Source organism: Uliginosibacterium sp. TH139 (genome assembly GCF_002855595.1).
In the GTDB taxonomy this organism is placed as follows: domain Bacteria; phylum Pseudomonadota; class Gammaproteobacteria; order Burkholderiales; family Rhodocyclaceae; genus Uliginosibacterium; species Uliginosibacterium aquaticum.
Genome location: NZ_PKRR01000001.1, coordinates 197989 through 214902, shown reverse-complemented (window position 1 = coordinate 214902; position 16914 = coordinate 197989). Strand labels below are relative to the sequence as shown.

General features: G+C 64.9%; 19 protein-coding genes. 11 read left to right on the top strand and 8 right to left on the bottom strand.

Features of this window, described 5'->3' with window-relative positions; translation table 11 throughout:
- Positions 1 to 61: 61 nt before the first annotated feature.
- The 7 genes from C0V76_RS00950 (at position 62) to C0V76_RS00920 (ending at position 5199) form a co-directional block, all read left to right on the top strand.
- A complete protein-coding gene (locus tag C0V76_RS00950) occupies positions 62 to 1462 on the top strand; it encodes an MATE family efflux transporter (protein WP_101940493.1) in 1401 nt (466 codons plus the stop codon).
- 101 nt (positions 1463 to 1563) lie between these two features.
- Complete coding sequence (locus tag C0V76_RS00945; RefSeq protein WP_101940492.1) at positions 1564 to 1827, top strand: DUF2282 domain-containing protein; 264 nt, start codon at positions 1564 to 1566, stop codon at positions 1825 to 1827.
- Between the two features lie 21 nt (positions 1828 to 1848).
- Positions 1849 to 2685, top strand: coding sequence for a DUF692 domain-containing protein (locus C0V76_RS00940; protein WP_101940491.1), 837 nt, complete (start codon positions 1849 to 1851; stop codon positions 2683 to 2685).
- Positions 2678 to 3472, top strand: coding sequence for a DNA-binding domain-containing protein (locus C0V76_RS00935; RefSeq protein ID WP_101940490.1), 795 nt, complete (start codon positions 2678 to 2680; stop codon positions 3470 to 3472). Before C0V76_RS00940 ends, C0V76_RS00935 begins: the two co-directional genes overlap by 8 nt.
- On the top strand, positions 3469 to 3948 hold the full coding sequence (locus C0V76_RS00930) for a DoxX family protein (protein WP_101940489.1): 480 nt from the start codon (positions 3469 to 3471) through the stop codon (positions 3946 to 3948). The genes C0V76_RS00935 and C0V76_RS00930 overlap by 4 nt, the downstream gene beginning before the upstream one ends.
- Before the next feature lie 7 nt (positions 3949 to 3955).
- Positions 3956 to 4471, top strand: a complete 516-nt coding sequence (locus tag C0V76_RS00925) for a sigma-70 family RNA polymerase sigma factor (RefSeq protein WP_101940488.1) — start codon at positions 3956 to 3958, stop codon at positions 4469 to 4471.
- Entirely contained in the window at positions 4468 to 5199 is a 732-nt protein-coding gene (locus C0V76_RS00920; protein WP_101940487.1) for a DUF3379 family protein, read from the top strand. Before C0V76_RS00925 ends, C0V76_RS00920 begins: the two co-directional genes overlap by 4 nt.
- Before the next feature lie 37 nt (positions 5200 to 5236).
- Here C0V76_RS00920 and bamE read toward each other — a convergent pair whose 3' ends face one another.
- The gene (gene bamE / locus C0V76_RS00915; protein ID WP_158239096.1) at positions 5237 to 5710 is read right to left on the bottom strand and encodes an outer membrane protein assembly factor BamE; all 474 of its coding nucleotides are present in this window, start codon (positions 5708 to 5710) and stop codon (positions 5237 to 5239) included.
- A 99-nt stretch (positions 5711 to 5809) separates the two neighbouring features.
- Between bamE and dusA the strand changes: the two genes are divergently transcribed.
- Positions 5810 to 6814: a tRNA dihydrouridine(20/20a) synthase DusA gene (dusA, locus tag C0V76_RS00910; RefSeq protein WP_216821613.1), complete on the top strand. Its 1005-nt coding sequence runs from the start codon at positions 5810 to 5812 to the stop codon at positions 6812 to 6814.
- 21 nt (positions 6815 to 6835) lie between these two features.
- Here the strand turns inward: dusA and C0V76_RS00905 are convergent, their stop codons facing one another.
- The 7 genes from C0V76_RS00905 to C0V76_RS00875 are packed head-to-tail and all read right to left on the bottom strand — an operon-like array spanning position 6836 to position 14491.
- Entirely contained in the window at positions 6836 to 7363 is a 528-nt protein-coding gene (locus C0V76_RS00905) for a hypothetical protein (RefSeq protein ID WP_101940484.1), read from the bottom strand.
- A 5-nt stretch (positions 7364 to 7368) separates the two neighbouring features.
- The gene (locus C0V76_RS00900) at positions 7369 to 11223 is read right to left on the bottom strand and encodes a pilus assembly protein (RefSeq protein WP_101940483.1); all 3855 of its coding nucleotides are present in this window, start codon (positions 11221 to 11223) and stop codon (positions 7369 to 7371) included.
- A gap of 31 nt (positions 11224 to 11254) precedes the next feature.
- Positions 11255 to 11854: a hypothetical protein gene (locus tag C0V76_RS00895; RefSeq protein ID WP_101940482.1), complete on the bottom strand. Its 600-nt coding sequence runs from the start codon at positions 11852 to 11854 to the stop codon at positions 11255 to 11257.
- A gap of 3 nt (positions 11855 to 11857) precedes the next feature.
- On the bottom strand, positions 11858 to 13021 hold the full coding sequence (locus C0V76_RS00890) for a PilW family protein (protein ID WP_101940994.1): 1164 nt from the start codon (positions 13019 to 13021) through the stop codon (positions 11858 to 11860).
- Positions 13018 to 13416, bottom strand: a complete 399-nt coding sequence (locus C0V76_RS00885; RefSeq protein ID WP_101940481.1) for a fimbrial assembly protein — start codon at positions 13414 to 13416, stop codon at positions 13018 to 13020. The genes C0V76_RS00890 and C0V76_RS00885 overlap by 4 nt, the downstream gene beginning before the upstream one ends.
- On the bottom strand, positions 13413 to 14018 hold the full coding sequence (locus C0V76_RS00880) for a GspH/FimT family pseudopilin (protein WP_101940480.1): 606 nt from the start codon (positions 14016 to 14018) through the stop codon (positions 13413 to 13415). The genes C0V76_RS00885 and C0V76_RS00880 overlap by 4 nt, the downstream gene beginning before the upstream one ends.
- Positions 14012 to 14491, bottom strand: coding sequence for a type IV pilin protein (locus C0V76_RS00875; protein WP_101940479.1), 480 nt, complete (start codon positions 14489 to 14491; stop codon positions 14012 to 14014). The genes C0V76_RS00880 and C0V76_RS00875 overlap by 7 nt, the downstream gene beginning before the upstream one ends.
- Positions 14492 to 14663: 172 nt before the next feature.
- Here C0V76_RS00875 and C0V76_RS00870 point away from each other — a divergent pair, with 172 nt between their 5' ends.
- The 3 genes from C0V76_RS00870 (at position 14664) to C0V76_RS00860 (ending at position 16895) form a co-directional block, all read left to right on the top strand.
- Positions 14664 to 15188, top strand: a complete 525-nt coding sequence (locus tag C0V76_RS00870; RefSeq protein WP_101940478.1) for a DOMON-like domain-containing protein — start codon at positions 14664 to 14666, stop codon at positions 15186 to 15188.
- A gap of 94 nt (positions 15189 to 15282) precedes the next feature.
- Positions 15283 to 16497, top strand: coding sequence for an exo-beta-N-acetylmuramidase NamZ domain-containing protein (locus C0V76_RS00865; protein WP_101940477.1), 1215 nt, complete (start codon positions 15283 to 15285; stop codon positions 16495 to 16497).
- A gap of 59 nt (positions 16498 to 16556) precedes the next feature.
- Positions 16557 to 16895: a zinc ribbon domain-containing protein YjdM gene (locus C0V76_RS00860; protein ID WP_101940476.1), complete on the top strand. Its 339-nt coding sequence runs from the start codon at positions 16557 to 16559 to the stop codon at positions 16893 to 16895.
- The last annotated feature ends 19 nt before the right edge of the window (positions 16896 to 16914 follow it).

Below are 16914 nucleotides of genomic sequence, written 5' to 3'. Positions count from 1 at the left end.
TCCGCCATAGTGGGCGGGCGGGCCGCTTCCGGCCCTTGTCCGAGAGAGAGGAGCACGATTCATGCAGCGCAAGTCACCCGCCGGGGAAAAACACGCCGAACTGGAGCTGTTTTCCCTGTCCTGGCCGATCTTCGTCGAGATGGCGCTATTCATGCTCATCGGCACCCTCGGCCTGTGGATGGCCGGCCAGGTGTCGGCCGCTGCGGTGGCCGTGTTTGGCATGGCCAACCAGCTGCGCACCGTGTTCGACCGCATCTTCCGAGTGGTGAGCATGGGCAGTAGCGTGGTGGTGACGCAGAGCCGCGGTGCGGGCGATGCTGCCGGCGCCCAGGCGCTGGCGCGGGCTGGTTTTTCGACCTCGCTGTGGTTGGGCCTCTGCGCCGCGCTGCTGGTGGGCGCCGTGCCGGAGGCGCTGCTGCGTGTGCTGCATCTGCCCGCCGAGCTGATGGCGATGGCCGTGCCCTTCATGCGTGTGATCGCGGTGGCGATGGCCATCGAGGCGGTGAATATCACCATGTTCGCGGTGCTGCGCGCCTTCACCTTCACCAAGGTGTCGATGCGCATGGTGCTGGCGATGAATGTGCTGCATGTGCTGGTCAGCGCGCCGCTGGTCTTCGGCGTCGGCCCCCTGCCGGCGCTCGGCGTGATGGGCCTGGCCTGGGGCCAGCTGGCCTCGCGGGCTCTGGTGTGCGGCCTGCTGGTGTGGATGTGGGCACGCCATCTGGGTGTGCGGCTGTGCCTGCTGGATCTGGTGCATGTGCCGCGCGAGCCGCTGCGTGCCATCCTGCGCATCGGCCTGCCCAGCGCCGGCGAGAAAATCGGCTTCCGGGTGTGCTTCATGGCCACCGTGGCGATGGCCGGCAGCCTCGGCACGGCGGCCCTGGCCGTGCATGCCTATGCCATGCAGATCAACGGAATCGTGAACATGGTGGTGAACGCGGTGGCCAGCGGGGTGGAGATCATCACCGGCCATCTGGTCGGCGCTGGCCGCCTGCGTGATGCCAATGTTCTGATGCGGCGCGCCCTGCGCATTTGTCTCGTCGCCAGCGGTGTTGGCAGCCTGCTGGCCTGGTTGCTGATGCCGCAGGCCATCGCCCTGTTTTCCGATAATCCCGAAGTGCCGGCATTGCTCGCCAGCATCCTCGCCATCGAGCTGTTGGCCGGGCAAGGCCGCGCGCTGAATGTGCTGGTGACTGGTGGCTTGCGCGCCGCAGGCGATGTGCTGTTCACGGCCAAGACCAGCATCTACATCAACGTGCTGGCCGGCACCGTGTTGGCCTGGCTGCTGGGCATTCACTTCGGCTTCGGCCTGCCCGGCATCTGGCTGGGTTACATGGCCGACGAATGCCTGCGTGGCCTGGTGGTGCTGGTGCGCTGGCAATGGCGCTGGTGGACACCGCTGGCCCGCATCGCGCGGCGCCGCGCACTGGCACGGCAGCGGCTGACGGCGCAGGCGAGCTGAAAAATATTCAAGGCCTGATGTAAGGATCAGGCGGGTCGTCCTGTCTTGTCGCATGAGAGGCAAATTCCTGCCTCCACATGAACCGACAGGAGAGACCCAACATGAACAAGCAGATCCTCGCCACTTCCGCCCTCGCTTCCATTCTTGCCCTGGCTGCAGTGCAGCCGGCGTTCGCGGCCGACGATGCCAAGGAAAAGTGCTACGGCGTGGCCAAGGCCGGTGCCAATGACTGTGCCTCGGCCGCCGGTACCCATTCCTGCGCCGGCCAGTCGAAGATGGACAATGACCCGAATACCTTCAAGCTGGTGGCCGCGGGTTCCTGCGCCAAGATGGGTGGCATGCTCAAGGCTCCTGCTAAAAAGTAAGCCGGCATCGGGGCCGCAGCTATGCATACGACACTCCCTCACCGCAGCGCCGGCATCGGCCTGCGCGCCCCGCATTACAGCGAAATTTTGCGCGATCTGCCTGCGCTGGATTTTCTCGAAGTGCATTCCGAGAACTTCTTTCATGCTGGCGGCGCGGCCATGGCCACGCTGGAGGCCGTGCGTGGGCACTATCCGCTGAGCCTGCACGGCGTGGGCCTGTCGATGGGCTCAGCCGAGGGTTTGCGCGTGCCGCATCTGGAGAAGCTCGCGGCGCTGGTCGAGCGTTTCGAGCCGGCGCTGGTCTCCGAGCACATGGCCTGGGCGGCGGTGGATGGCCTGCATCTGGCGGACCTGCTGCCGCTGCCCACTACGCGCGAAGCATTGGCCTGCATGGCCGAGCATGTCGATCAGCTGCAGACACGTTTGCGCCGCCCCATCCTCGTTGAAAACATCTCGGCCTATCTGCGTTTTCGCGATTCGGAATTGAGTGACCTCGAATTTCTCGCCGAGCTGGCGAGCCGCACTGGCTGCGGCGTGCTGCTCGATGTGAACAACCTGTATGTGAATGCCATCAACCATGGCTTCGATGCGCTGGCCGAACTGCAGCGTCTGCCGGCCGCCTGTGTGGGCGAAATTCATCTGGCTGGCCACAGCGAAACACCGCTGGGCCTGATCGACACCCACGGCACGCCAGTGTGTGAAGACGTGTGGCAGCTCTATCGCGCCGCCATCGCCCATTGCGGGCCGCAGCCAACGCTGATCGAGCGCGACACCGATCTTCCGCCGCTGGGCGAACTGCTCGCTGAAGCCGTCCAGGCACGCACGCTGATGTCCGCGGGGGAGCTGGCACATGTCTGAGCTGCTGGCCCTGCAACGGGATTTTGCTGCGGCCCTGCGCGAGTCGGCACAGGCACCGGTTTTTTTGGCGCGGCTGGCCGGCCCGGCGGCGCGCAATGCGGATCTGCTTGCGATCTATCGCGGCAACGCGGTGAGCAATGCCCACGCGGCCTTGCGGCTGGCCTATCCGGTGTGTGAGGAGGTGCTCGGTGTGGAATGTTTCGCGCAGCTGGCACGTCTTTACTGGCACGAGAATCCGGCCAGCGAGGGCGACCTGAATCTGTATGGCGCGTCGCTGCTGGAATGCATCGCCGCGCGCGACGACTTTGCCGAGCTGCCCTGGCTGCCGGATCTCGCCCGGCTGGAATGGGCGCTGCATGAAGCTGGCATGGCGCCGGATCATCAGCCGACGCCTTTCGTGCAGCTGGCCAGCTTGTCGGAGGCAGAGTTGGCCGGAACGCGTCTGCAGTTCCAGCCGGCACTGTGCCTGATCGCATCAAGCTGGCCCATCGCCAGCCTGTGGCAGCAGCATCAAGCCGAGTGGCGGGCGCTGCATGGCGAAGTCTTTCAGCTCGAAGATTGCGGGGCGGAAACGGCGCTGGTCTACCGTGATGGCTTCAAGCCCCGCGTGCTGGCCTTGCCGGCGGCTTCGGCCGATCTGCTGGTCGCGCTGCAGGCTGGTGAGATGCTCCTGCCGGCCTTGTCTGCCTGTGCCGAAAAACATCCGGATTTCGAGTCGCAACACGTTTTGCACGACATTTTCCAGCGTGGTCTGGTCACCGCCATCCTTCCCGGAGAAGCACCATGAACTGTGCCCTGCCCGCCGGCCTGTGCCGCGCTTACGAGTCTGCTCTCGCAGCCCTGCGCGATATGCTGTTGCTCGCCCTGCGTCTCTACATCGTTTGGGTGTTCTTCAAGTCTGGCCTCACCAAGATCGAAGACTGGAGCAGCACTCTGGCTTTGTTCGAGTATGAGTACAGCGTGCCGCTGCTGCCGACAACACTGGCTGCGGTGATGGGCACGGCCGGCGAGTTGCTGCTGCCCCCGCTGCTGGCGCTGGGCCTCGTCACGCGCTTTGCGGCGCTGGGCCTGACGGTGGTGAATGCGATGGCGGTGATCAGCTATCCCGCGCTGTGGGGCTTTGAATGCCCGGCAGCGATTCAGTCCCATTTTTTCTGGGGCGCTGGCTTACTCGTGCTGTTGGCATTTGGCGGCGGGCGTGTAGCGGCCGATCCCGTTGTGTGGCGCAAGTTGTGCGGCAGGGCGCCGGGCGATTGCCGATAATCCCGCCATGTTCTTCAAATCTTCCGCCCAGCGCGAATTCGAGCAAGTGGTGCGAGCGTGGAGCCCGGAGCTCTATCGCTTTGCCTACTGGCTTTCGCGCGACCGCTTTCTGGCCGACGAGCTGGTGCAGGAAACTTTTGCCCGCGCCTGGCGGGCCTGGGATCAGCTGCAGGACAAGGCCAATCCCAAGCCCTGGCTGATCAGCATCCTGCGCAACGAACACGCCCGCCTCTACGCGCGCAAACAGTTCGACTACAGCGACGAAGCACCCGAGGAGCTGAGCCTGCCGGCGCTGGACGACCACGCTAGCCAGTACGAGATGGAGAACCTGATCGGCAGCCTGCCGCTGTCGCTGCGCGAACCCTTTCTGCTGCAGACCCTGGGCGGCTACAGCTGCGCCGAGATTGCCGCCGAGCTGCAGACCAGCGAAGGCGCGGTGATGGTGCGCCTGACCCGCGCCCGCAAAGCCCTGCAGGAAGCCCTGCATGCCCCGGCCAGCGGCCGGAACAGGAAGTTGTCATGAGCCACGAAACTACCCCCGCCAGCTGCCTCGATTTCCGCCGCGAATTCCTCGCGGACCCGCGCCACCTGAGCGCCGCCGCGCAAAGCCATGCAGAAAGCTGTGCCTTGTGCCGCGCCTGGAGCCAGCGCGCCCAGCACGCTGAGCAGCAGATCGCGCAGGCGCTCGGCGCCGTGCCGCTGCCAGAGGGGCTTAACGAGCGCATCCTGCTGCGGGCGCAACACGCCGGGCCGCGCGCGTCGCGCCGCTGGCAGCCACTGGCGCTGGCCGCGAGCATTCTGCTGAGCCTCGCACTGGGCTTCTCGATGTGGCATCTACGTCCGGTGTCGGGCAGCGATCTGGCGCAGGTCGCGGCTCGCCATGCGAATGATGAAGGCTTCGAGTTGGCGATTCACCGCAGCGAGCCGCCCGAGAAGTTCGGTGCCGTGCTGGCCAGCTTTGGTGGCCGCTTGCAGGCACCGCTGGGTGAAGTCAGCTACATCCACTTCTGCCCGGTGGAAGGCTTCGGCCAGGGCTGGCACATCATCTACAACACGCCGGCCGGCAAGCTGACCCTGCTGCTGATCCCGGCGAAAGAGGGCGCGGCGAAAGTTGAGACCGTGCAGGTGGAAGGCCGCAGCGTGAAGGTGGAGCGTGCGGGTGCCGGCTACTACGCGCTGATTGCGGATGACCCGCGCACGCTGGAAGAAGCGGCGGGTAACCTCAAGCGCCGGGTGCGCTGGGAGACTTGAGCACCCGGGCCGCTGCGGCGGCGCATGCTGAAGCAGATCAGGGGAAGCGGTTGTCGCGCGCCACGCGGGTTACGGCATCAACCGAGGGATGGAAGATGACCAGAATCACCGATTGGGGGTCGCCCTGGTTCTTGGCGTCCAGCGGCCATTCCCACACTTCGCCGACGCTGGGCTGATTGCGCCAGATCTTGTTGGGCGTGCCGAGGATGCGCTTCACTTCCTGGCGGGTCATGCCGATGCGGATCCGCACCAGGTTTTCCTGCGTGATGACGATATAGGAATCGGTCAGCAGGCCCTTGCTGTCGAAATCCATCATCACGTTCTGCTGGGTGCCGGGGCGGTCGGCGTATTCGAGGGTGACCGTGCCATCCTGGTTGGGCCACTCGGCGGTGGGTTTTTCGCGCGCCCGCATCTGTTCGAGGGTGATGCTGCCCGGCTTGATGCCTTCGAGGTTGGCCGAGGCACAGGCCGAGAGGAGCAGCAAGGCGGCGAGCCAGTTCCAGCTTTTCATTCCAGATTCCTCATCATGGCCACCGCAGGGATGGCGCAAAGCGAGCATGCTACCAGTTCGATCCGGCAGGCTGGCGCTGCACTCCGGTAAAATCGGCGCATGAATAGTTCAATGCACTCGCGCCGCATCACGATCGCCCCCATGCTGGACTGGACTGATCGTCACTGCCGCCATTTTCACCGCCTGCTGGCGCCGCATGCTTGGCTGTACACCGAGATGGTGACTACCGGTGCCCTGCTCTTCGGCGATGTGGCGCGCCATCTGCGCTTCAATCCCTCCGAACATCCGGTTGCGCTGCAGCTGGGCGGCAGCGAGCCGGCAGATCTGGCGCGCTGCGCGCAGATGGCTGAGGAGTGGGGTTACGACGAGGTGAACCTGAACTGCGGCTGCCCTTCGGAGCGCGTGCAGCGCGGCGCATTTGGTGCCTGCCTGATGAACGAGCCGCAGCTGGTGGCCGAGTGTGTGGCGGCGATGTGCGAAGCCACCAAGCTGCCAGTGACCGTGAAGCATCGCATCGGCATCGATCAGATCGAGCATTACGATTTCGTGCATGGCTTCGTCGATACCGTCTCGAAAGCCGGCTGCAGCACCTTCATCGTGCATGCCCGCAATGCCTGGCTGAAAGGCCTCTCGCCGAAGGAAAACCGCGAGATTCCGCCATTGAGATACGAGGTGGCGCACCAGCTCAAGCGCGATTTTCCGCAGCTCGAGATCCTGCTCAATGGCGGACTGGCGACCACTGCCGCCATCGCCGAGCAGCTCCAGCAGGTGGATGGCGTGATGATCGGCCGTGAGGCCTATAACAACCCCCGGCTGCTGGCCGAGTGGGAGCGCAGCTTCTGTGACCCGGCCTGGGCGCCGAGCCGCGATGCCATCATCGAAGGCATGGTCGAGTACGCCGCGCAGGAAGCGCGTGAACATGGCACACCGCTGCGCGCCATCGTGCGTCACATCCTCGGCTTCGCCAACCATCTGCCCGGGGCGCGGAGCTTCCGCCGCCTGCTGTCGGACCCGAATGCGCTGCGCGATGCGCAGCCGGAGCTGATCCGTGAGGCCTGGGCGCTGGTGGGGGCACGGGCGGCGGCAGAGGATCTGGCGGGCTGAAGCCTGCCCGCGTGAATCCGATCAGATCACCCGCAGCAGTTCGCTGAGCTCGATCTCGATGTCCATCTGGCTGGCCACTTCCTGGCCGCCCCGGCGAGCGGGCAGGAAGCGGGTGCGCTGGAACATCCGGCGCAGGGGTTGCACGTCTCCGGCTTCAGCGCCGAGCACTTCCACTTCATCGACGGCCCCTGTGGCGCTGATGTAGAGCCGCAGGCGCAGGCGTTCAGCGCTCAGCTCGCTGCCCTCCAGCAGCGCAACATCCGGCGCTGAGACTGGCAGCGGCAGTTGCTGCAGGGCTTCGGCGGGCCAATAAGCGGGGTCTGCCGATGTGGACGAGGTGGATGAGGCGCCCGCCGGCTGGGCCGGCTGCGCCGCCGGCGCGGTAGAGGGCGGGGGCGTGGCGGCGACGAAGCGGCCCAGCAACGGCTGCGTGGGGGGCGTGGCGGCTGCCGGCCCAGTTTGCGGGCTGCTGGCTCGCCAGCCCCACAGGCCGCCTGCGTGGAGCAAGGCGGACAGGGCGAGGGCAGCGAGGGCGGGCTTGGCCGGCATGGCGCTCAATCTGCCGTCGGCACCACGCGCCAGTTCAGGCGCTTGACCGAACCGCTGCTGGAGAAGCTGCCGGGCAGGTTCACCACCGTACCGGCGGAGGTGCCGGCGAGCAGCCGAGTCTTGCCGGCGATGTTCACGAAACCAATCTCGGTGGTGACTGAACTCAGTGACAGGGAGGCGACTGACTTGCCGCTGCTATCGCTGAGCAGGCTCTGGCCGGTTGAGAGACTCACCGCGAAGGCGCGCGAAGTACCCGCCGGGGAGCACACCTCGCCGTTGGGCAGGTTGGCGGCGAAGGCCACCACGCCGTTGTTGGCGGTAGGTGTCACGTTGATGCGCTCCGCCACGCCGCTTGAAGCGGCAGACAGATCGAAGTACCAGCCCATGACCTTGGCCGGGTTGCTGCCGATGCCGCTGAGCAGATTGCTGTTCTCCTCAAGCACCGCCCGGGTGATCGGAAAGCTCACGCCATCGGGCAGGCTGGTGCTGCCACCGTAGAAGGCGCCACTCGTACTCATGCCGTCAATGAGGGCGTAGAAGCTCTGGATCTGGATGCTGGCGATGTCGCTGTCGGCCAGCAGGCGCCCGGTGCCGATCAGCACGTAGCGCTTGAGCGAATCCGGCTCGATCTCGATCAGCGGTTTGGTGGTGACGGGCTGCACCGTGCCGGCCGCATCCTTGAGGATCGCGATGCGCGTCGGCGTGGCGTAGCTGCCCGAAGTCGGCGTGAGATCGAGGCGCCATACATTGCCCTGCAGGTCGCCGGCATACAGGGTGTCGGCGGTGCCGTCCTTGTAGTTCGGCACGAAGGCTGAGGCGTGGGCGAGGTTGCTGGCGTCTTTGAGTTCCACGGTTTCAAGCAGGGCGCCAGTGCGCGGGTGGACGAAGAAGAAGTAGCCCTTGCCATCGCTGTTGTTGTAGCCGGAGGTGAGCACTACCACCCAGCCGTACTTGGCGGTCTTCACGACTTGCGCATCGCCGTAGCTGTAGCCCATGCGCGAGTCGGTGAATTCCCACAGCACCTTGCCGGCCACGGCACTTTCGCTGGTCCAGGCCGAGGGGTCGGTCACGTCGATGGCGTAATAGCCCTTGCCGCCCTTGCCAAGGCCGCCGATCAGCAGGCTGTGCCAGTCATTGCTGGTGGCCGTCGGCGAAGGTGTCTTGTAGAAATCGACGTCGAACACATTCGGTGTGGCATCCACCAGATAGTGATGGCTGAAGCTGGGGCTGCCGAGCGAGGAGAGGCCGCCATCGGCGGTATCGAGGCTGCTGTCGCTATACACCAGGCTTGGGATGTAGGCGAAGAGTTCGGCCCCCCCCGTGCTGGCCGTGACCGAGCCATCGAAGGCGTGCAGCATGCCGTCATTGGCGCCGACGTAGACCACCGTCTTGCGGCTGGCGTAAGTGCGCCGGAAGCTGCTATAGCCGGGGTTGTAGAGATCGGTCAGCTCGGCATCCGGGCCGGCCACGGCAGTCACCTTGGAGCCGACGATATCGCCCAGCAGGCTGGTGCGGGTGCGGTATTTGCCGCCGTTGGCGATTTCCTTGCTGCGGTCACCGCGCAGATACAGGATGTAGTCGCTGGCGGACTGGCTGCTGACCCCGGTCACGTAGTTGAAGGAGCCGCTGCAGCTGAGGCTGGTCTGGAAAGGAACGGCGCCGCTGCCGCACCAGGTGACGATCTTGCGGTTGGCCTGGCCGAGGCTGCTGATCAGCCCTGCGGCACTCCACACATCGGTATAGGTCGGGCTGCCACTGCTGTCGTAGCTGGCTGTCTGGCCCTTGAGGCTGCCGGTCCAGGTCGAGGGGTCGTAGCTCGCCACGTAGTTGGCATTGCCGCTGGTGGTCTGACGCGGCGAGGGCGAGGCCAGTGCGGTGGCGGTGGCAGCGGCAGCTTCGGAGCTGATCTTGGCAAAGGCTGTAGTCAGCCCGCTACGCATGGCTTCCGGATTGTTGCCGGTGAAGTAGTTGTCTGGCCGGGAAGCGGTCTTGCTTGAATCCTTGGTGTTGGTGATGGTTTCGGCGTTGGTGTACCAGCTGCTGCTTGCGAGCGTGCTGGTGCCATTGCTCGTTGCATAGGGCTCGAAGCCGTCCGGCACTTCGAAGCCGCCATACTTGGCGGCGAGCCAGTACTGGTTTTTCGGGATGAAGTACTGGTACTCGACGACGTCCATCCAGTAGGTGTTGATGGTCTGAGTGCCGGTCAGATCGCTGCGGATGTCCTTCACATGCGCGTCATAGGCCAGACCGGCGATGTAATTGGTTGCGTTGCCGCCATAGGAGTTCAGCGAACTGCCGCCAGTAGACGAGTTCTTCTTCGTTCCCAGCGCGCCGAGACCCTCGAGTTGACCGACCATGTTGGTGGCCGTCGTCACGTTCACCGTTGTGTCATCCGATGGAATGGTTCCGCCCTGTGCGAGCGAAGTGCCGTACAAGTCGCCGTCGTAGTTGGCATTCACGTCTCCGATGCCGAGGATGAAGTTCTTCTGGCAGCTGTAGGCGATCGGATCGCTCCAGGTGGTGATCACCGGAAAGCCGTCCAGCCGGGTGGCGATGCTGTCGTTGGAGTCGCCGTCGGAGGTCGCCCAGGAAGAATAGGCGCTCACATTGCCGAGATTGCGGAAGTAGCGCGTGGCCGCGTAATACAGTTCGCTGACCGGGTCGTATTTCTTGTAGCCCTTGGTGGTGACCACCTTGCCGAACTTGTTCAGGTAGTTCAGCACGCCACTGTTGGCGATCGTGACACCGGCGGCCGTGGCGGTGGTGGAGGCGGCCGAGCTGTCCGGGTTCTGCAGCATCACCCCGGTGGATGAGCTCCATTCCGCTGCCGTATTGGTAATGGCGGTGGAGCCCGGCACGGGCTGCTCCGGCCCGACAAATTTCATCGGTGCGCGCAGCGCGCCGCCATCCTTGCTCGTTGTCCAGGTATTGATGTAGCCGAGGGCGGCATACCTCAGCTTGCTCGAATAGCTCTGCAACAGGCCCTCTGGCTTGTAATTGCTGCCATAGGCCACGCAGTTGCTCTCCACGCCGACCGTGCTGTCACACACCTTCACGCGGATGTAGAGCTTGTAAATGGTGCTGGCGCTGGCGCCTGCTGAGGAGCTTGAGCTCGACGAAGTGCAATTCCTGCCGCTGCATGTCGAGGATGAGCTTGAGCTGCTGGTCAGGGCATATTGCGCGTTGTAGTCCGTCGAAGCGGGAGTCGAATCGCTGCTCAGCGTGCCGCTGCCAGTCACCCACATCGCGATGCCGCCACCCCAGTTCCGTGTCTTGACTCCTGTGCTCCAGTTGAAAGGCGTGGCTCCGGCTGCGTAGGTCGATGAAAGTGTCTTCTCCGGGGTGTTGGTGGTATGCGTGCCCTGGCTCGAAACATAGGTCTTCTCGAGGATGGTGCTGGTCGTGGTGTCATCGTTGCTGGCCGTGCCACGGGTCCCGCCGGTGAGCACCCAGCGGAAACCATCGAGCGACATCATCGACGACCAGTTGAGATAGTTGCCGCTCCATAGCGGTACGCTCGCCGTGCTGCTGCAGGTGTGCGTGCTCGCCATGCTGTAGGGCGTGAAGTAGCTCTCGGCTGGCGTGGTGCTGTTGTACTTGTAGAGATAGCACTTGGCCGGATCGAAATAGCCGTAGTAGGTGGAACTCGCGACGTAGTCCGTCGTGCCGGGATAGGCCGGGCTGATGGCCGTTGGATATTCCACGGACAGCGCCAGTGCCAGATTGCCCGGCACCGAGACAGACGAAAACAGCGGTGCATCCGCCAGATCGATGTTGGCGGCGTGGGTGGGCAGGCTGGCCAGTGCGGCTGCACTCAGCAGGGCGCCCAGCGGGCGGTGAAAACGGTTCAGTAGGTTCATGGCAATCTCTCGCGGAAGGGCGGGCCGTGCCTCAGCGGGACAGCGTGGTCTGTAGGAAAACCTGGGTATTGCGCGGGCCGCTGACCCGCACGCTGATGCGGTAGACCGGCACGTATTCGGCACCGGCTTTTTTCAGCCAGTTGGTGCCGCCCACGTCAGAGGCGCCCGGGATGTAGACGCAGGTGCTGGCATCAAAACTGCCGGCGCTGGAGCATTGGCGATCGATCACGGTGCGGATCGTCACGCCGGTGCTGCTATCCGTGATGTCAGTGGCGCTCATGCCCTTGCTGCTGAAGGTCGAGTCATTGACCAGCACCAAGGGGATGCCACGCGCATTGGAGGGCAGGATCGTGGCGGAGTAGTTGCTGCCGGCCAGATCCGCCGTGCGGCTGCTGTCGCTGGCGAGCGCACCGCTCTTGAAGAGGGCGATGGCCGCGGCCATGCCGCGTTCGCCTTCATTGACCAGATCACGCTTGAAGGCGAGGTTGCCGGAAAGCAGCACTGAGGTATCCAGCGAACGCAGCAGGGCGACCGCCGAGATCAGCAGGATCACCATGGCGAGCAGGGTCACCAGCAGGATCAGGCCTTGTTGAGAGTGGGCTCTAGCCCGGGGGCGGTAAATGTTGCGCATCGCTTACTCCAGCATCATCGCGTTACGCAGCGGCACGCTGATTTCCAGCGTGCGGTAGCGGTATTTCTGTTCGCTGGCCGTGAGGCTGCGGGTGAATTGCAGACTGCTGCCGAGATCACTGAACAGCGTCAGGCTGCTGGCGCTGACGGCACTTTTCTCGGCCACATCGGTGCGCAGGATCAGGCCGACGCGGATCGCCTTGATCGTGCTGATCAGGCCGTTGGCGGTGCTGCTGCCGTCGCTGAGGGCGCTGAAGGCGTAGCTGCCGCTGGGTTTGACCCAGCTATCCACCTTGCCATCGGCATTGCTATCGAGGCCGTACAGCGCGTGTAGCTCGAACAGGCCATTGGCAACCGCCTGCAAGGGGGTCGCCGAGGTCTGCAACAGGTCGTAGGCATACAGAGTGTTGTTGTCACCCACGCCCAGCACCTGGAAGGCCGGCGGGTTGGAGGCCGCCACATTGCCCAGGTTGAAGGCCATCGCATTTTTCGTGAAACCGGCCACGCTGACCGAGTTGATTTCGGCGGCGTAGTAAGTGCCGGCCAGCGCCAGGCTGCCTGCGCCGCTCTCGCTGAAGCTGCTGCTGACCTGGCTGACGAGGCAGGGCGCGATGCCGCCATTCTTGGCTTCCTGGTCGGTCAGCAGCAGCAGATCGCTGGCGGCGAAGGCGAGGGTGTTCTTGAGCGTGAGGCTGCTGCTGGAAGGGTAATCGGTCAGGTAGGCCGGGGCTTCGCTGCGGCCGGCGGCACCGCTCATCACCAGCAGCACATCCGAGCTGCTACCGCTGGCGGCAGGCGTGGTTCCGTCTGCGAGGATCAGCAGCGGGGCGAGGCGGAAAGTCGTGCCGAGGCTGGCGAAAGGCGCCGGCAGCGCCGTTGTGCGCGGTAGGGTCTGGCTGCCGTTGGTGGCTTGCAGGGTGCAGCCGAAGGCGTATTCGGCGGATTGCGAAAACCCCGAGCCGGCGCTACGCAGCCAGTTGTCGAGCACATAGGCGGCATAGTTGCCGGCCTGGTTGATGTCATTGACCGAGGTGGCACTGCGCTTGCGCGCTTCGAAACCGATCATCACCGAGCTTACGGCGAGCACCAGCAGGGATGCGATGACGATCGCCACCATCAGTTCGATCAGGGTCAGGCCGCGCTGGCGGAGGCTGGACGGGCGGTTCATGGAATCATCACCTTGGTGACGTAGCTGTTGGCCTGCTCAGCGCTCTTGCGCCAGGGAGCCTTCCAGCTGATCGTTACGGTGGCCAGGGCGGCGCTGTCCACACTCACACTGCCGCTCGCCGCAGGCAGGCCGCTGCCGGTGGCGCTGACCTGGGCCTGCCAGCTGCTGAGCGTGGCGGCATCCAGTGTGGTGCTCTGCTGGGCCCACATCTGACTGACGATCTGGTTGGCGAGCAGGGCGGCGCGGGTGCGGTCTTCCGAATCCACCGAGAATTGCGAAGCCTTGGCCTGCAGGGCGACGATGCCCAGCACGCCCAGCGAGAACAGCAGGATCGAGATCAGGGCTTCGAGCAGGGCGGCGCCGCGCTGGCGGTGGGCGAGAGCGGTGTGTTTCATGATGTCGTGCACCCATCCGGATTGCTGACTGACAGGGTTTTCTGCGGATCGCACATGCGTACCTTGCCGCCCGCGTACACCTGCACTGCGAGCTTGCGATCCGCGCCCGTCGTGGTGAGGGTGTAGGTCACGCTGTCGGCAGGTGCCGTGCAGCTTGCCCCGAGGCCGGTGGCGGTATTGCTGACGAGGCGGCCGGCCGAGTTGAAGCACAGTGCGGCATTGCCGCCGCTGATGCTTACCGAATACTGGTTGGCGAGGGTTTCGCCGCGCACGAAATCCGTGCTGCTGGCGGCCTCCGAACTGCCGGTCAGCGGCAGGCTCTGGATGTACCAGTTCGGGCCGCTGCTGCTGGGCGTGGCCGACAGGGCCGGGCTGGCGGCGGTGAGCACGAAGCTGGTCTGGCGGCTGCGCTTGATGGCCTCCACCTGGGCCTGGCGCAGCGCGTTCTGCAGCGCCTCGGCGACGGTGCGCACCCGGTTGTTGGCCAGCCAGGTGGACAGGTTCGGCACCGCCACGAGGGTCAGGATGCTCATCACCGCGATGATCACCATCAGCTCGATCAGCGAGAAGCCGCGCCGGGATGCGCAATGCGGCCTCAGCACGTCTGCCCCTTGCGCTGCACCCAGCAGCCGGTTTGCGGATACGTGCCCCAGCCGGCGGGCAGACTGGTGGTTTTCTGGGTGCCGTCCTGGTCAATCGTATAAACGAAGCCGCTGGTGCTACCGCTGCCGGTGGCGGTGATCGTGTAGGCCGTGGCCGACAGCGCCGAGCCTGCGCATTGCACGCTGAAAGTGCCTGCGGTCTGGGCTGTGGCGCAGGGCGCGGTGTAGCCGGTCACGCTGGCGTAGGTTCGGTTGTCCTGATAGTGCTGCTCCATTTTTGCGCGTGTCGTGGCCAATGCGTTGGTGGCGTCAACCAGGCGGCCGCGGGTCACGTAATCGCTGTAGGCCGGCAGGGCGACGGCGGCCAGGATGGCGATGATGGCCACCGTGATCATCAATTCGATCAGCGTGAAGCCGTCGCTGGTGTTCTTGCGGCCATGGCTGTTGGCCGGGTGTTGCTGCGGGGTATTCATGACTCGATTACCGTGGGTTCTTTACTGCTGGACATCATCCACGGGGGCTTGCAAAACGACCTCAAGGCTTGCAAAAGCACATTTGTTTGCATCAGGGGCCGACCAGCGGTGTCTCCCTCGCCTGTGAGCGGCTCCGGTAAAGTAGCGGGCCGTCTCCTCACCAGCCCTTGCGATGCCCGCCCTGCTTTGTCACCGCGCCAGCCCTCTTCCGCCCCTCAGCGCCTGCAGCCTGTCGCTGGCCTGGCAGGAGGATGGCGCGCTGCAGCTGTGCTATCGCCTGATAGGCGACATTTCCGCCCTGCGCCTTCCGCCCCTCAGCCCGGCGCCCGGCTTTGCTGATGGGCTCTGGCAGCACAGCTGCTGCGAGCTTTTTGTGGCCGAGGGGGAGCGGGGCTATCGGGAATTCAACTTCGCACCCTCGGGCAACTGGGCGGCCTATGCCTTCAGCGACTACCGCGTGCGGCGTGACTGGGTTCCGGATGCGCAGCCACGCATCCGTGTGAGCCACAGCCCGAGCGCATTCGAATTGCAGGTCGACCTGCCCGCTGCGCTGCTGCCGCCCGCCCGACCCTTGCAGCTTGGCGCCACGGCCGTGATCGAAACCACCACGCCTGAGCTGAGTTACTGGGCCCTGCAGCACGCTGGCGAACGGCCGGACTTTCACCGGCGCGAATCCTTCGTCCTGTCCTTGCCATGAACACATTGGCGGCAGCGGTCAGCGCCCACGAATCCTGCCTCGTCCCTCATCTGCCATTCGCGGTCAGTGGCCGCTCCTACAGAAAACGCCTGCCATGACTTCACCTGTCCTCTTCGGCCTCGACCGCCTGCTCACCGACCCCACCCTGCGCGCACCGCTCGCGGGCCGCCGGGTGGCGCTGCTCGCTCACCCCGCCTCGGTCACCCGGAATCTCGATCACGCCCTCGATGCGCTGGCCGCCTGCCCCGAGATCACGCTCAGCGCCGCCTTCGGCCCGCAGCATGGCCTGCGTGGCGACAAGCAGGACAACATGGTTGAATCCCCCGATTACCTCGACCCGCAGCTGGGCATCCCGGTCTTCAGCCTCTACGGCGAGGTGCGTCGCCCTACCGACGCGATGATGGCCAGCTTCGACGTGCTGCTGGTCGACCTGCAGGATCTGGGCTGCCGCATCTACACCTTCATCACCACCCTGCGTTACGTGCTCGAAGCGGCCGCAAAACATGGCAAAACGGTGTGGGTGCTGGACCGCCCCAACCCCGCTGGCCGGCCGGTCGAAGGCCTGAGGCTGCGCGAGGGCTGGGAGAGCTTCGTCGGTGCCGGCAGCCTGCCGATGCGCCATGGCCTCACCATGGGCGAGCTGGGCCACTGGTTCATCGCCACGCTGGGCCTGCAACTGGAATACCGCGTGATCCAAATGCAGGGCTGGCAGCCCGAGGCCGCGCCCGGCTATGGCTGGCCGGAAGAGCGCGCCTGGATCAATCCCAGCCCCAATGCGGCGAATCTCTCGATGGCGCGCGCCTACGCCGGTACCGTGATGCTGGAAGGCGCAACGCTCTCGGAAGGGCGCGGCACCACACGCCCGCTGGAGCTCTTCGGTGCGCCGGATATCGAGGCTCGCGCGGTGATCGCGAAGATGCGCGCACTCGCCCCGCACTGGCTCGCGGGCTGCGTGCTGCGCGAAATCTGGTTTGAGCCGACCTTTCACAAGCATGTCGGCAAGCTCTGCGCTGGCGTGCAGATCCATGTCGAAACGGCGCACTACGATCACGCCGCCTTCCGCCCCTGGAGACTCCAGGCCCTGGCCTTCAAGGCCATCCGCCAGCTGTATCCGGCCTACCCCTTGTGGCGCGACTTCGGTTACGAGTACGAACATGAGCGTCTGGCCATCGACCTCATCAACGGCTCGCCGCTCCTGCGCGAATGGGTGGATGATGCGGCCGCCACGCCGGATGATCTGGACGTGCTCACGCTGGCGGATGAAGCGAGCTGGCGCGCGGAGCGTGCGGCTTTCCTGCTTTACTCCTGAAGACCCCGGCAGCTGGGCGGGTATACTGCGCGGCCTTTCAAGCTTTACGAGAACGCACCATGTCCGCCATTCCCGCCTGCCCCGTCTGCTCGATGGAAAACACCTACCCGGACGGCGACAACTACGTCTGCGCGGATTGCGGCCACGAATTTCCGCAAGTTGCGGCCAGCAGCGAGGAAGACAGCCGCATCGTGCGCGACTCCAATGGCACTGTGCTGCAGGATGGCGATGCCGTGGTGCTGATCAAGGACCTGAAGGTCAAGGGTTCCTCGATCACCCTGAAGCAGGGCAGCAAGGTGAAAAGCATCCGCCTCGTCGGCGATGGCGATCACGAAGTCGACTGCAAGCTCGACGAAGGCAAGTTCATGCTCAAGGCCTGCTTCCTCAAGAAGGTTTGACTGCAGGAGCGGCCAGAGG

Bases quoted from the DNA above. Each gene is read 5' to 3' on its own strand.
- bamE (WP_158239096.1), bottom strand. From the start codon at position 5,710: ATGAAAAGCTGGAACTGGCTCGCCGCCTTGCTGCTCCTCTCGGCCTGT.
- C0V76_RS00900 (WP_101940483.1), bottom strand. From the start codon at position 11,223: ATGAACCTACTGAACCGTTTTCACCGCCCGCTGGGCGCCCTGCTGAGT.
- C0V76_RS00935 (WP_101940490.1), top strand. From the start codon at position 2,678: ATGTCTGAGCTGCTGGCCCTGCAACGGGATTTTGCTGCGGCCCTGCGC.
- C0V76_RS00945 (WP_101940492.1), top strand. From the start codon at position 1,564: ATGAACAAGCAGATCCTCGCCACTTCCGCCCTCGCTTCCATTCTTGCC.
- C0V76_RS00920 (WP_101940487.1), top strand. From the start codon at position 4,468: ATGAGCCACGAAACTACCCCCGCCAGCTGCCTCGATTTCCGCCGCGAA.
- C0V76_RS00930 (WP_101940489.1), top strand. From the start codon at position 3,469: ATGAACTGTGCCCTGCCCGCCGGCCTGTGCCGCGCTTACGAGTCTGCT.
- C0V76_RS00895 (WP_101940482.1), bottom strand. From the start codon at position 11,854: ATGCGCAACATTTACCGCCCCCGGGCTAGAGCCCACTCTCAACAAGGC.
- C0V76_RS00950 (WP_101940493.1), top strand. From the start codon at position 62: ATGCAGCGCAAGTCACCCGCCGGGGAAAAACACGCCGAACTGGAGCTG.
- dusA (WP_216821613.1), top strand. From the start codon at position 5,810: ATGAATAGTTCAATGCACTCGCGCCGCATCACGATCGCCCCCATGCTG.
- C0V76_RS00940 (WP_101940491.1), top strand. From the start codon at position 1,849: ATGCATACGACACTCCCTCACCGCAGCGCCGGCATCGGCCTGCGCGCC.
- C0V76_RS00885 (WP_101940481.1), bottom strand. From the start codon at position 13,416: ATGAAACACACCGCTCTCGCCCACCGCCAGCGCGGCGCCGCCCTGCTC.
- C0V76_RS00890 (WP_101940994.1), bottom strand. From the start codon at position 13,021: ATGAACCGCCCGTCCAGCCTCCGCCAGCGCGGCCTGACCCTGATCGAA.
- C0V76_RS00925 (WP_101940488.1), top strand. From the start codon at position 3,956: ATGTTCTTCAAATCTTCCGCCCAGCGCGAATTCGAGCAAGTGGTGCGA.
- C0V76_RS00860 (WP_101940476.1), top strand. From the start codon at position 16,557: ATGTCCGCCATTCCCGCCTGCCCCGTCTGCTCGATGGAAAACACCTAC.
- C0V76_RS00870 (WP_101940478.1), top strand. From the start codon at position 14,664: ATGCCCGCCCTGCTTTGTCACCGCGCCAGCCCTCTTCCGCCCCTCAGC.
- C0V76_RS00875 (WP_101940479.1), bottom strand. From the start codon at position 14,491: ATGAATACCCCGCAGCAACACCCGGCCAACAGCCATGGCCGCAAGAAC.
- C0V76_RS00905 (WP_101940484.1), bottom strand. From the start codon at position 7,363: ATGCCGGCCAAGCCCGCCCTCGCTGCCCTCGCCCTGTCCGCCTTGCTC.
- C0V76_RS00865 (WP_101940477.1), top strand. From the start codon at position 15,283: ATGACTTCACCTGTCCTCTTCGGCCTCGACCGCCTGCTCACCGACCCC.